13 protein-coding genes are annotated in these 12,132 nt (G+C 56.9%); 8 read left to right on the forward strand and 5 right to left on the reverse strand.

The genetic code is table 11. From position 1 onward, the window contains the following. Positions 1-208: 208 nt before the first annotated feature. Both E1H13_RS25175 and E1H13_RS27545 read right to left on the reverse strand, forming a co-directional pair. Positions 209-442, reverse strand: coding sequence for a hypothetical protein (locus E1H13_RS25175; RefSeq protein ID WP_169617722.1), 234 nt, complete (start codon positions 440-442; stop codon positions 209-211). Positions 443-536: 94 nt separating this feature from the next. After that, on the reverse strand, positions 537-1,769 hold the full coding sequence (locus E1H13_RS27545) for a pentapeptide repeat-containing protein (protein WP_169617723.1): 1,233 nt from the start codon (positions 1,767-1,769) through the stop codon (positions 537-539). A gap of 201 nt (positions 1,770-1,970) precedes the next feature. On the opposite strand from E1H13_RS27545, the gene E1H13_RS25185 reads away from it, so the two are divergent. Next, complete coding sequence (locus tag E1H13_RS25185; protein ID WP_169617724.1) at positions 1,971-2,903, forward strand: NAD-dependent epimerase/dehydratase family protein; 933 nt, start codon at positions 1,971-1,973, stop codon at positions 2,901-2,903. Positions 2,904-3,295: 392 nt separating this feature from the next. Here the strand turns inward: E1H13_RS25185 and E1H13_RS25190 are convergent, their stop codons facing one another. Next, positions 3,296-3,628 carry a hypothetical protein gene (locus E1H13_RS25190; protein WP_169617725.1) on the reverse strand — a complete coding sequence of 111 codons (333 nt, stop codon included), beginning with the start codon at positions 3,626-3,628 and terminating at the stop codon, positions 3,296-3,298. A gap of 230 nt (positions 3,629-3,858) precedes the next feature. Between E1H13_RS25190 and E1H13_RS25195 the strand changes: the two genes are divergently transcribed. The 5 genes from E1H13_RS25195 (at position 3,859) to E1H13_RS25215 (ending at position 8,858) form a co-directional block, all read left to right on the forward strand. Continuing rightward, on the forward strand, positions 3,859-4,647 hold the full coding sequence (locus tag E1H13_RS25195) for an SH3 domain-containing protein (RefSeq protein ID WP_169617726.1): 789 nt from the start codon (positions 3,859-3,861) through the stop codon (positions 4,645-4,647). A gap of 94 nt (positions 4,648-4,741) precedes the next feature. After that, complete coding sequence (locus E1H13_RS25200; protein WP_206071062.1) at positions 4,742-4,984, forward strand: hypothetical protein; 243 nt, start codon at positions 4,742-4,744, stop codon at positions 4,982-4,984. After that, a complete protein-coding gene (locus tag E1H13_RS25205) occupies positions 4,978-6,132 on the forward strand; it encodes a glycosyltransferase family 4 protein (RefSeq protein WP_347404222.1) in 1,155 nt (384 codons plus the stop codon). The genes E1H13_RS25200 and E1H13_RS25205 overlap by 7 nt, the downstream gene beginning before the upstream one ends. A gap of 61 nt (positions 6,133-6,193) precedes the next feature. Beyond that, positions 6,194-7,609, forward strand: a complete 1,416-nt coding sequence (wbaP, locus tag E1H13_RS25210; protein ID WP_240966852.1) for an undecaprenyl-phosphate galactose phosphotransferase WbaP — start codon at positions 6,194-6,196, stop codon at positions 7,607-7,609. Then, a complete protein-coding gene (locus E1H13_RS25215) occupies positions 7,596-8,858 on the forward strand; it encodes an O-antigen ligase family protein (RefSeq protein ID WP_169617729.1) in 1,263 nt (420 codons plus the stop codon). Before wbaP ends, E1H13_RS25215 begins: the two co-directional genes overlap by 14 nt. Here the strand turns inward: E1H13_RS25215 and E1H13_RS25220 are convergent. Continuing rightward, positions 8,850-8,945 (reverse strand): cytochrome b6-f complex subunit PetL, encoded by a 96-nt coding sequence (locus E1H13_RS25220; RefSeq protein WP_169617730.1) that lies wholly within the window; start codon positions 8,943-8,945, stop codon positions 8,850-8,852. The two genes, E1H13_RS25215 and E1H13_RS25220, sit on opposite strands and share 9 nt — an antisense overlap. A 386-nt stretch (positions 8,946-9,331) precedes the next feature. On the opposite strand from E1H13_RS25220, the gene aroB reads away from it, so the two are divergent. Both aroB and E1H13_RS25230 read left to right on the forward strand, forming a co-directional pair. Next, positions 9,332-10,432 (forward strand): 3-dehydroquinate synthase, encoded by a 1,101-nt coding sequence (aroB, locus tag E1H13_RS25225; protein ID WP_169617731.1) that lies wholly within the window; start codon positions 9,332-9,334, stop codon positions 10,430-10,432. A gap of 25 nt (positions 10,433-10,457) precedes the next feature. Next, positions 10,458-11,243 carry a class I SAM-dependent methyltransferase gene (locus E1H13_RS25230; RefSeq protein WP_169617732.1) on the forward strand — a complete coding sequence of 262 codons (786 nt, stop codon included), beginning with the start codon at positions 10,458-10,460 and terminating at the stop codon, positions 11,241-11,243. Here E1H13_RS25230 and E1H13_RS25235 read toward each other — a convergent pair. Beyond that, complete coding sequence (locus E1H13_RS25235; protein WP_169617733.1) at positions 11,197-11,946, reverse strand: DUF4058 family protein; 750 nt, start codon at positions 11,944-11,946, stop codon at positions 11,197-11,199. The two genes, E1H13_RS25230 and E1H13_RS25235, sit on opposite strands and share 47 nt — an antisense overlap. Positions 11,947-12,132 lie beyond the last annotated feature (186 nt).

Raw genomic sequence — 12,132 nt, forward strand, 5'->3', positions numbered from 1 at the left:
AAGTCTGCTAAAGCAGACTGGGGAACTCGGCTCCCAATCCTCTTCAGAGGATTTCGGCTTTGAGCCTTGGACTTCTAGTCCTTGGCTCAGCGGCCAATCCGAGGGATCGACCCCTAAATCTGCCTCACATTGACAGGGCTGGCCGAGCCCACCCTACCCTAGTGCTGGTCGGTGGATAACGTTGGGAACTTCTTTCCTAGAGATCTCCTTAGAATTCCAACTGCTCTCGATAGAGACTCTTGACCAGGTTGTCCAATTGTTCTTCAGGGCAACAGTCAATTAGCGTGTAAAACGCTTCTAATAGTTTCGCGGCACTGTCCCCCATCATGGGGCTGAGGCCCCACACATCGTCTACCCAGTCCTGGGGGGCTGTCGTGTCAAAGATCATCCGTTCTAGCAGCTGCTTAGCCTCAGTTTTGGTCACAGATTGGGGTGCAGACATCGTTCTTCCCTCTTCGTTCTTCCCTCTTCGTTCTTCCCTCTTCCCTCTTCCCTCTTCCCTCTTCCCTCTTCCCTTTTCCCTCTTCCCTTTTCCCTCAATCATGAATCGACCCATCCGGCATGATCGCCCCGGTCAGAATCGTGCCGGTGAGTTTCACCATGGTACGGCCCCCTACGGCCACCTTTGCCCCACTCAGATCAGCGCCGCTGAGGTCGGCGCCACTAAAGTCTGCCCCAATTAAATCGGCTTCCCGCAGGTTGGCGTGGCTCAGGTCAGCTTGTAGCAGGTTGGCGCGGAACAGCTTGGCTTTACTGAGGTTGGCCCGATTGAGGTTGACCTTGTGCAAAAAGGTGTCGCTCAAATCAGCCCCACTCAGGTTGGCTTCACTCAGGTTACGACCAGCAAAGTCTTTTTCCCGTAGATTGGCGCCCTGCATGTCGGCTCCGCTCAGGTCGCGGCTTTGGCGCGATCGGTGAGCACTGCTGGGGGAATTGCGGGTGTGGGCGTTGTAGGTGTTATAGGCCTGGTTGGCGGCTGATGCGGTCTGACTTGTGGCATTACCCGTAGAATGGCTATTTCTGTGGGTGGTGCTGCTCTGACTGGCCCCAGAGTTAGCCGCCGTACCTGTGCCGGATGGGGGCGTTTGCCCCTGGGCGGAGGTAGACCCACTGGGGGCATTGGGGCGATCGCTAGTAGGTTTAGAACGGCCAACCCCTGCCGCCGCATTCCGCCGTTCTCGGTAGGACTGGTAGGGCTGTCCAGTGTCCTGGGAGGATCGTTGAGACGAACGTTTGGCCCCAGCCCCCTGGGATGAGGTTGATTGGGAGGATGAGGTACCGTTGCCTCCACCATTGCCATTGGTGGTTTCGGCGCTTTGGCCACTGCCGTAGTAGCTGCCGTAGGGGCTGCGCTGATAGCGGTAGTAGCGATTTTGGTAGGACCCCTGGTAGCGATCGCCGCTGCTGCCCGTCGTCCCATTGCTGTAGCTGCTGTCTTGGTAACTAGAGCTGCTATAAGCCGAGCGATAGGCACTGCCATAGCGGCGTTCAGCCTGGGCCGAGGCGCTGTAGTTAGGCGCACTGTAGCGGTTGGAGGAGCCACTTGGGTAACTGCTGCGGCCATTGCGGCTGTGGGTGCGCAGCAAGTCGCGGGCCTGATTCAGGGCTTTGATTTTATCCTGGGCCTTTTGGTATAGCCGTTGGTTATCCTGGGGAATGCGGTCAGGATGCCAAACAAACACCAGATCCTTATAAGCCTGGTTGACATCGTCTAGGGATGCACCAGGCTCAAGCTCAAGGATTCGATAGGCGTTGTCCAGCTCTCGCATGTAGATGTGATCTCACGCTAGGTGGGTTGGCGGATGCTCAACTCATAACATTTTAGGCGGGTTCCCCGCTCTCGCGGAAGATCTGGCCCATATCTACGGGTTAGCTTAAGATGCCTCCAGCCAAATCCCCTGATTCTTAAAGTAAATTTCGGGGATCACCCCGGCTTAATATAGGGATACATCCAGCGTTGGGAGAGGGTCATGCGAGTATTGATCATGGGCGGCACTCGATTTATTGGGGTGTACTTAACTAAGTTATTGGTGGATCGAGGCCATCAGGTAGTGTTGTTTAATCGGGGTAACCACCCTGCCCCTGTGGCTGGAGTCCAGACCATTGTGGGCGATCGCAAAGATGCAGAGGGCCTAAAAGCCAAGCTGGCAGGCGAATCGTTTGACGCTATCTTTGACAACAATGGGCGCGAGTTGAGCGACACCCAGCCCCTGGTGGAGCTGTTTGGGGACAAGGTGCAGCATTTTGTCTATGTCAGCTCTGCTGGGGTGTACCTGAAGTCAGACCAGATGCCCCATATTGAAGGGGATGCGGTGGATCCCCAGAGCCGCCACAAGGGCAAATTTGAAACCGAGGCCTACCTGCAGGCTCAGAACGTGCCGTTTACCTCGGTGCGTCCGGTGTATATCTACGGCCCCCAGAACTATAACCCGCTAGAGTCGTGGTTTTTTGACCGGGTAGTGCGCGATCGCCCCATCCCCATCCCCGGTAATGGCCTGCATTTGACCCAGCTAGGCCATGTCCAGGACCTGGCTGCGGCCATGGCCGCCGTGCTGGGCAACGAAACGGCGATCGGCCAGATCTACAACATTTCTGGCGAAAAAGCCGTCACCTTTGACGGTTTGGCCCGGGCCTGTGCGATCGCCGCCGGTAAAGACCCTGCCCGCCTGAACCTGGTGCACTACGACCCTAAAGCCTTCGACTTTGGCAAAGCCAAAGCCTTTCCCATGCGGGTGCAGCATTTCTTTACCACCATCGATAAAGCCCAGGCGGAATTGGGCTGGGCCCCCACCTATGACCTGGTCACAGGGCTGAAGGATTCGTTTCACAACGATTACCTTCCCTCTGGCCGCGATCAGGCCGAAGTGGACTTTGGGCTGGACGACAAAATCCTGGGCGTCTAGAACAGCGGTACAGGGTGTCAAGATCCCAGGGTTCTTGGGCTCATGGACAGTGAATGTCGAGTCATCCCAGGGCAGAACCCAGGGATCTGTACCAATGTTCACCCCTCCCACGGAGGGGTGCCCGTTCGCGTTCGCGAAGCGTTCCGAGCAAAAGCGTTCCGCAGGAAAGGGCAGGGTGGTCCCCTCCTGGGAGGGGTGCCCGGAGGGCGGGGTGGGTTCTTCAGACTTACTTGACCCACCTCTACCCACTTCGACACGCTCAGCGCAGGCCTCCCAAGGAGGGGATTTCGGAGCTTGAGGCTACCAATCTCTACGCCTGTTAACCCTAAATTCAAGACTTGACAGCGTCAGAACTTAATTTCGGGATCAAAAACTCCTCTTCAGAAAGTCCTTTAAATAATCCCAGGACCCTTGTGATGCCAATCGTGGGACGACTCCATCGCTTTGCGGTCTGCCGCCCGCTGTTCAGCATTGGCCTGTTCCACCTCTCTCAAGTCCCCTGGTTCGTCGATGTACATCGGGGGCTCAACTGCATAGTTGTTGATCAAGCCCTCCTGGTCAACGGTATAGCCGTCCCGGGTATGCACCTGGGATGGATCTTGAGGATCGTGGTCCACATGACCAAAGGCTTTGCCTTCACGCTGGGCTCGGGCGGCGGTTTCTGCGGGTACAAGGTGTGGATCGTAGTGGGATGGTGTTTGGGATGTGCCATTTTCAGGTGTCATGTTGTCCTCCTGGTTAAATCTTTTGCCCAGAACAAAACATTTGATCTACCTTTACTTTAAAGCTAAGGCTGGGGGCAGGGGCGAGTCAGCAAATTAACGTTTCACTTCGTTGCATTTAGCTAAGATGCATCGCTTTGGCAGGGGCGCTTGTAACACCACATCGCAATATGCCAATGATCCCAGACCCAAACGCTATGCTAGCTGGTGTCTGTCTCCGGTGGGGTAGCACGATGTCAAAGCCGAATCAGTTGATTGCCCTGGGGTTATGTTGTGTGCTGAGTGTATCGGCGATCGCCTGTCGGGGCCGGCAGGCCGTTGAGGAGGCAGACCGGCCCCCTCCCGAGGACGAGTTGCCCCTAGATCTGGAGGTGGACGAAACCCCAGAACAGGATGCCGCAGACGAGAGCCAATCCGCAGCACCGACCCCCGCTCCAGCCCCAAGGGCAGAGACCACTGGCACCGCCCTCAGCCCACCCCAGGCGGCCCAATTAATTGCGGCCCAGCCCGGGTCGCGAATCAACCTGCGATCGCAGCCCAGCACCACCGCTAGCGCCAAGGGCTATGGCCTGGTGGGGGACCCAGTGCAGCTGCTGCGATCGGCCCAGGGCAGTGATGGCACCTGGTATTACGTTAAATTCGAGCGGTCTGGGGCAGAAGGCTGGATTCGGGGGGATTTTGTCAACATTGCCGGTCGAGCCACCCCGTTACCCCCTACAGCTCGGCCCGAAAACAGTTGCAAGGGGTTAGCGGAGGCGATGACCTTTACCGCTTATCACAGTGACGGCAGGTTTACCCTGGTACGCTTCGTCAATCTGGAAACCCAAAACACCTTTGATAGCACCCTCAGTCGTCAGGGGAGCAATACCCAGGGGCAACCCCTCTACCAGGGCAGTGCCAGCCCCCCCACTGGCGGCACCTATCGGGTGGAACTGGTGGACTTATCGGGGGGAACCCCCGGCAACGGCTCCCAGGTGGCCATTGATTACAACGGCATATCGGGCCGTGGCAGCTGTCCGTAGGGGCAGACCTGGGTGTCTGCCCTGAATATCTGTCCTGGGGGGATGGGGGATCTGCCCTGATAAAATTGGCATGGAACTGGAGAGAGGTGCCCCTATGGCTAAAGAACTAAGCGTCGAAGAGCAACAGGAATTGGACAACCTGCGGCAGACTATCGACCAGGCGATCGCCGATGGAGTGCTTACCAAAGCCGAATGCCAGGCCATTACAGCCACGATGAAAGCGGATGGCAAAGTCACCTTTGAAGAATTGGAAATGGTACGGCAGCTAGTGTCGGATAAGGTAGCCTCTGGAGAACTAAAGATCGAAGGTTCCTCTGGTTCCTCTGAAGTGTGTTAGAGCCCAATCTTGATCAACCGGCCACCACCGCGGTGGTGCACGAGTGGTTAGTCAGCCGCGCCGGTTCAGAGAAAGTCGTCGAACAGATGCTGGCGGTTTATCCCCAGGCTGACTTATTCAGCCTGGTGGAGTTTTTGCCGGATGATGCCAGGGGCCTAATCCCGGCCAACACCCAGGTACAAACCTCCTTTATTCAGCAGTTACCCTGGGCTCGGCGGCATTTTCGTCAGTACTTGCCGCTGATGCCCCTGGCGATTGAGCAGTTTGACCTGTCGGCCTATGACCTGGTGCTGTCCAGCAACCATGCGGTGGCTAAAGGGGTGCTGACCCGCCCCCACCAGTTGCACATTAGCTATGTGCACACCCCCATTCGCTACGCCTGGGATTTGCAGCAGCAGTACTTGCAGCAGGCGGGGCTGACCAGCGGTCTAAAGGGTGCTCTTACCCGGTTCATGTTGCACTACCTGCGCTTGTGGGATGTGGCGGCGGCCCACCGGGTCGATTGTTTTGTGGCCAATTCCCGGTTTGTGGCCCAGCGAATTTGGAAAACCTATCGTCGCCCGGCCACGGTGATTTATCCGCCCGTGGCGGTGGATCGCTTCCGCTGGCATCAACCCCGGGACGAGTTTTATTTAACGGTATCTCGCTGTGTGCCCTACAAGCGCGTCGATCTTTCGGTACAGGCCTTTAACCAGCTGGGGTTGCCCCTAGTGGTGATTGGCGATGGCCCCGCCATGGACTCTCTGCAGCGGCTGGCTAAATCCAATATTACCTTTCTCAGGAACCCACCAGATTCAGTGGTGTCAGAGTACATGGAACGCTGCCGGGGATTTATTTTTCCAGCCGAGGAGGACTTTGGTATCACGGTGGTGGAAGCTCAGGCCGCTGGGGCTCCGGTGATTGCCTATGGGCGTGGAGGCTGTACCGAAACGGTACAGCCAGGGAAAACTGGGGTATTGTTTCAATACCAAACGGTGGATCACCTGATCGATGCGGTGAGGGCCTTTGAAGCGAACCGCAGCCAGTTTTCGGCTGAGCTGATTCGCCGCCATGCTGAGACCTTTTCGGCACCACGGTTTCGGCAGCAACTATTGACCTATGTCAACGATAAATGGCTGCAATTTCAGCGAGGGGATGCACTAGAGTAATGGCGGTGATGCAGGAGTCGTGAGGAAAACTATGTTTCCCCTGCAACGAGCAGTGAAACCGATGGTGGCATCCTTACGGATGTCGGTGCGTCCGTTGCCGATGGTAGCCCTATTGGCCCTATCGGATGCTCTCGCCTTAGGGTTGGCGGGGGCAGTTAGCGTCTACCTACGGTTAGCGTTCGACGGCCGGTATGCGCCAGCGCTGTACGGGCAGCTGTGGCCAATTCTGGGAGTATTTTTGCTGGCCTACGCGGTGGCTGGGCTGTATCCAGCGGTGGGTGTGAGCCCGGTGGATGAACTGCGGCGCATTTGTCTATCCACCACGTTCACCTATTTGGTGTTGGGGGCGGGGCTATTTTTAACCCGGGAGGGGGAAACCTACTCGCGCGGTGTGTTCCTGATGGCGTGGTTGCTGTCTCTGGTGGCCGTGTTGCTGGGGCGGCTGCTGGTGAGGCAACTGTGGGCGAAGCAGAGGTGGTGGGGGTATCCCGTATTGGTGCTGGGGGCTGGTCAAACCGGGCAATTGGTGATTCAAAGTCTGCATCACCACCCGGGGTTTGGGCTGAAGCCAGTGGCGGTGCTGGACGATGATGCCACCAAGCGAGGCGATTTGAATGGGGTGCCGGTGCTGGGACCGCTGTCCGCCGCACCGATGATCGCCCGGCGGCTGGAGATTTCCTACGCGATTGTGGCCATGCCAGGGTTGCGGCGGGAGCGATTGTTACAGATCTTGGAGCAGTACGGTCACCGGTTTCCTCACCTGCTGATGATTCCTGATTTGTTTGGGGTGGCCAGTTTGTGGGTTAGCCCCAAAGATCTGGGGGGCATGTTAGGGCTGGAAATTCGGCAGCAGTTGCTGCTGCCTGGTCCTCGCATGGCCAAGGCGCTGCTTGATCTGGTGCTGACTGTGGTGGTCGGACTGGGGCTGCTGCCGGTGATTGCGGCGATCGCCCTGTTGGTGCGCCTGGATTCCTCGGGGCCAATCTTTTATGGGCATCGGCGGCTGGGGCGGGATGGGCGCACCTTCGTGGCCTGGAAGTTTCGCACCATGGTCGACAACGCCGACCAGGTACTGGAAGAGTATCTAGCGGCGAATCCTGACCTGCGATCGCAGTGGGAGCAGGATCACAAACTCCGGTATGATCCCCGGATTACTCGCTTGGGGGGCTGGTTGCGCCACAGCAGTCTGGATGAACTGCCCCAGCTGTGGAATGTGCTGCGGGGGGAGATGAGCCTGGTCGGGCCACGGCCGATTGTGCGGGACGAAGTTGTGCGCTATGCCGACAAGTACGAGCTATACACCAAAGTCTTACCTGGGGTAACGGGGCTATGGCAAGTGTCAGGGCGTAATAACGTGTCCTACCAAGAGCGGGTCAACCTAGACGCCTATTATGTGAGAAACTGGTCTGTCTGGCTTGATATTTACATTTTGCTGAGAACCGTTTGGGTGGTGATGGTGGGAGATGGGGCCTATTAGTCTGCAACGGGTAAAAACGTCTCTGCTCACCCCAGAGGATTTGGTCGTCGGCAGTTTGCTGGTATTACCTTACTTGGTGTATCCAGCTCTGTTGGGGCTGTTGGGCTTTTTAGGTCTCAGCCTACAGCGCTGGGGGCAGGCGGTTGGACAATTGCTCTATGGTCAGGGCTGGGGCTGGCTGGGGCTGGGGTTGATCCTCAGTACCCTAGGGTCCCAGGCCCCAGGGGAGTCGGTCTTGCAACTCACTAACTTTTTGCCATTTTTTGGGCTCTATGGGGCGATCGCGATCGCCCTTATCAACCTCCAGCAACCCCTGGCTACCCTACGCACCTGGGCCCTGGTGCTGCTGCTAGCCACCATCCCCATTAACCTGCGGGCGGTTCTCGAATACTACCTCAATGCCCCCGAAAACTATAGCCGCTGGCTTAACCTGCCCTGGCTCCAGTGGCTCTATGGCGGCATTTACTACGGCCATCGGGCCTCTTCTGTGTTTGGCCACCCCAACGTGTTGGCCAGCTATATGGTGATGGTCTTTGGTTTGGGCCTAGGGCTCTGTGCCTATTGCCTACAGACTTCTCAACGTCGCCGCTTAACCCTGTGGATTTATGCCGCCACCTGCCTGAGCTTAGTTGGCATTTTTTGTTCAGGCTCCCGCAATGGGCTGTTGGTGGCCGGGGTGCAGGTGCTGCTGTTTTTTGCCCTGGTGCAGCCAGCCCGACCAGTGCTGTTGGCCGGGCTGGGCAGCTTGGCCACCGTCGCCGCATGCACCTTGATTTGGGGGGTCGGTGGCCGCAGCCTGGCAGAATCTTTTTCAACCATCACCCTGCGGTTGGATGTGTGGCAGGTCGCCTGGCAGATGATTCCCAACCACCCCTGGTTGGGCACCGGCCTGGGCACCTTTAAGCTACTCTACGAGCCCCATGCCGTGCCCCTCTACGACTCCCTGGGTCACGCTCACAATCTCTGGCTGATGCTCGCCCTGGAAGCGGGTATTCCTGTAGCCCTGGGCTTCACCATCATCGTCGGCTGGATCATGGTCCAGGGCAGCCAACACCTTCTGGATGCCACCATCGCCAAAGCCCCAAAAGCTATTCTGGCCGGTTACTTCATCGGCTTTGGCGGCAATGTCCTTTTCGCCATCTTTGACCTGGCCTTTTACGACGCCCGGGCCAATGTGCTGGGCTGGCTGATGCTAGCGGTGATTCAGGCTATCCCGACCCTAACATCAGCCCCCAACCGACTAGATTAGCTTGGCTGTTCGCAGGCCAAAGTATAGCCCCAGGGCCAGCCCAATCATGGCCGACAGAAACAAGACATAAGCAACAACTCCACCCATGGGTATTTCTCCATAACAGCGTGTTGTTTTATTGAACCACGGGATGGGGGAGGTGGGGAGGTGGGGGGATGAGTGGATGGGCGCTGCCCTGAGCTTGTCGAAGGGTGGATGGGCGCTGCCCTGAGCTTGTCGAAGGGTGGATGGGCGCTGCCCTGAGCTTGTCGAAGGGTGGATGGGTGGGGAGGTGGTTTTGGATTTTGGGTTTTGGATTTGATTTGTAGTGTGGGGTTGATGGGTGCGGTACGTAGGGGCGGACCCATGTGTCCGCCCTGGGGGGGCATGATAACGGAGGCGATCGGTGGATGAGTCCGCCCTCCCATATGTCTGCCCTGGAGGGGCTAAAGTGGTAAAGCATAATCTCGATCGACCAGCCAGCCATTGCCGCCATGAAAACTGTAATCTCCGTTCCGCTGCCTGACCACCCCTACAACGTGGTGGTCGCCGCCCAGGGATTAGACCACGTCGGCACCTGGCTGGCCGACCCCGGCAGCCCTCTGGTCAAGCCAGGGCAAAAGCTACTGGTGGTCTCTAACCCGGCCATTTTTAAGCACTACGGCGATCGCCTAGTGGCCTCCCTCACTCAAGCGGGATATACGGTGCAGACCTGCCTACTGCCCGCCGGGGAGCGCTATAAAACCCTTACCTCCATCCAAAAAATCTATGACGCCGCTCTGGCCTTTCACCTGGAGCGCAAGTCAGCCATGGTGGCCCTGGGGGGCGGGGTGATTGGCGACATGACCGGCTTTGCCGCCGCCACCTGGTTACGGGGCCTGAGCGTCGTGCAGGTGCCCACCTCTTTGTTGGCCATGGTGGATGCCTCCATTGGCGGTAAGACCGGCGTCAACCACCCCCAGGGCAAAAACCTAATTGGTGCCTTCCACCAGCCCCGCCTGGTGATGATTGACCCCATCGTGCTCAAAACCCTGCCCGCCCGCGAGTTTCGTGCTGGCATGGCAGAGGTGATTAAATATGGCGTGATTTGGGATCAGGACCTGTTCCAGGCCCTGGAGGCCGCTCCCCGCCTAGACCAATACCGCTATGTGGGGGAAGAGCTGTTGCATGCCATTTTGACGCGATCGTGCCAGGCCAAGGCCGATGTGGTTTCCCAGGACGAAAAAGAAGCGGGCCTGCGGGCGATTCTTAACTACGGTCACACCATCGGCCATGCGGTGGAAAGCCTGATGCACTACAAGGGGGTCAACCATGGGGAAGCGGTGGCGATCGGCATGGTCGCCGCCGGTAAAATCGCCACGGCCCGTGGCTATTGGACCGAAAAGGAGGCGCAACGGCAGCGATCGCTGATTGAGAAAACCGGCCTGCCCACCGAAATTCCCTCCCAGTTAGCCCCTGAAGCCATTCTTACCCTGCTACAGGGGGACAAAAAGGTAGAAGATGGCCAGGTGCGGTTTGTCATGCCCCAGGGATTGGGATCTGCGTTCGTCACCAGTGATATCACCCGTCAGGATGTCCTGGCGGCCCTAGGGTAAGGGCCAATTAATTCAGAATTAAGCCATGTTTCAAAATGTGACCCCAGGCACCACCAGCCGACTAACCTTTGTTGATCACCGTGAAACCTACGGACGCCATGTTTTGGCACAGGTGGTACAACGCCTAGCCATTGACACCTGCGTGGATATTGGCTGTGGCGGTGGCGATGATTTGCAGATTGTCCTGGGGCACCATCCCCATGCCACCTGCTTTGGGGTCGACTATGGTGACTGGAATTCGTCAGCGTTAATGGCGGCTGGCATTAAGCCGATTTCAGTCAACATTGAAGCGGAACCGTTGCCCCTTGAGAACGAGTCAGTAGATGTTGTAATCGCCAATCAGGTGCTAGAACACACCAAAGAAATCTACTGGATCAACCATGAGATATTCAGAACTCTGAAAGTGGGAGGACATCTGTATCTGGGAGTACCTAATGTTCTATCACTGCATAACCGGCTATTGGGCCTATTTGGGGTGCATCCTACCTGCTGCAAAATGGTGTCTGCCCACATCCGACCCTTTTCTAAACATGACACCTTGCTGTTTTATCGGGAAGTTGCTGGGGAATTTACCTCCCTGGCTGGGTTTTATGGATCGCAGTTTTACCCGTTCCCCCAACCCTTGGCTCGCCCCCTGGCTCGCCTGTTCCCATCCTGTGCGTTTTCCATTTTCTTCTTGATCCAGAAAACAAAACCCTACAGAGCAGAGTTCATCGATCGCCTGTCTGAGGTATTCCTGGAAACTAATTTTTTCCGGGGATGCTCTATGAGCCCCTCAGCGCCTGAATCCACTGAAAACTTGATTCAGTGACGGGGGGAAGAACGGGTTGTCGAGTGTAGTCAATCACCAGCTCGAAGGAGGCTTGATCGTAAATCTCTTGTAACACCGAGTTGAGATCAATGGTGGGTTCGTCATCTCCGGGCTGAAGGGGCAGGGAAAAGCCAGGGATAGGCTCCTGTAGATTGAAGGGATAAAGATCGGCCTCGGGACGGCTGGCGGCACGACTGATGAGGATACGATAGTCAGATGGGATACTGCCGGACATAGGCAGCGGTTCCCCAAAACGGAGTAGGTCGATTTCGACCAAGTGGCTGTGGCTTTCCAGCACCTTGCGGCGCTTGGCGGTGTAATGGTTACGTCCTTCCCCCGATCGCTTATTTTTGGGCGACAGCACCTCGATCACTGTAATAACTTGGCCAGTGCTAATCTGGCGAATTTCTAGATAGGTTTCTTTCACCTCCTCGCTCATGGGGAGATTAACCCTAATCGGCTTATTCAGAGTAGTGGTTGTGGTGGCTTGGGTCTGACCGGCCTTACCTTGAAATACAGATACATCGGGGATGCCGACCAGCAAAGATTCGTTATAGACCCGCTGTTCAACGGCAGCCCGATATTTAGGTTTTAAGACTGGGTTGAGATGGCGGGCCAGCTGCACAATCAACCAGGCATGAACCTCTGTCCACAGATCGGGGCTCTCTAGGTAAGGGTTCATGCCAGGAAAGGCAGGGGGCATAGGTTAACCTGCTTGCAAGATTCATTCTTTAGCATAGCCAACTCCTAGTTAGTTAGGGCAGGCAGGCAGAAGGCCGCTCTCTACTAATTCATACGGGATCTACCTCACACTCCCGGTTCGCTCATTTCTAAGGAGGTTCCTCAGATTCTGGCCCCAGCCGAGTGTAAATACTCACCGGGAAGTTGA

It is taken from the genome of Nodosilinea sp. P-1105 (assembly GCF_012911975.1).
Classification (GTDB): domain Bacteria; phylum Cyanobacteriota; class Cyanobacteriia; order Phormidesmidales; family Phormidesmidaceae; genus Nodosilinea.

What these genes read in the sequence shown, in the direction of transcription:
- E1H13_RS25175 (WP_169617722.1), bottom strand. Translation starts at nt 442, where the DNA reads ATGTCTGCACCCCAATCTGTGACCAAAACTGAGGCTAAGCAGCTGCTA.
- E1H13_RS27545 (WP_169617723.1), bottom strand. Translation starts at nt 1,769, where the DNA reads ATGCGAGAGCTGGACAACGCCTATCGAATCCTTGAGCTTGAGCCTGGT.
- E1H13_RS25185 (WP_169617724.1), top strand. Translation starts at nt 1,971, where the DNA reads ATGCGAGTATTGATCATGGGCGGCACTCGATTTATTGGGGTGTACTTA.
- E1H13_RS25190 (WP_169617725.1), bottom strand. Translation starts at nt 3,628, where the DNA reads ATGACACCTGAAAATGGCACATCCCAAACACCATCCCACTACGATCCA.
- E1H13_RS25195 (WP_169617726.1), top strand. Translation starts at nt 3,859, where the DNA reads ATGTCAAAGCCGAATCAGTTGATTGCCCTGGGGTTATGTTGTGTGCTG.
- E1H13_RS25200 (WP_206071062.1), top strand. Translation starts at nt 4,742, where the DNA reads ATGGCTAAAGAACTAAGCGTCGAAGAGCAACAGGAATTGGACAACCTG.
- wbaP (WP_240966852.1), top strand. Translation starts at nt 6,194, where the DNA reads ATGGTGGCATCCTTACGGATGTCGGTGCGTCCGTTGCCGATGGTAGCC.
- E1H13_RS25215 (WP_169617729.1), top strand. Translation starts at nt 7,596, where the DNA reads ATGGGGCCTATTAGTCTGCAACGGGTAAAAACGTCTCTGCTCACCCCA.
- E1H13_RS25220 (WP_169617730.1), bottom strand. Translation starts at nt 8,945, where the DNA reads ATGGGTGGAGTTGTTGCTTATGTCTTGTTTCTGTCGGCCATGATTGGG.
- aroB (WP_169617731.1), top strand. Translation starts at nt 9,332, where the DNA reads ATGAAAACTGTAATCTCCGTTCCGCTGCCTGACCACCCCTACAACGTG.
- E1H13_RS25230 (WP_169617732.1), top strand. Translation starts at nt 10,458, where the DNA reads ATGTTTCAAAATGTGACCCCAGGCACCACCAGCCGACTAACCTTTGTT.
- E1H13_RS25235 (WP_169617733.1), bottom strand. Translation starts at nt 11,946, where the DNA reads ATGCCCCCTGCCTTTCCTGGCATGAACCCTTACCTAGAGAGCCCCGAT.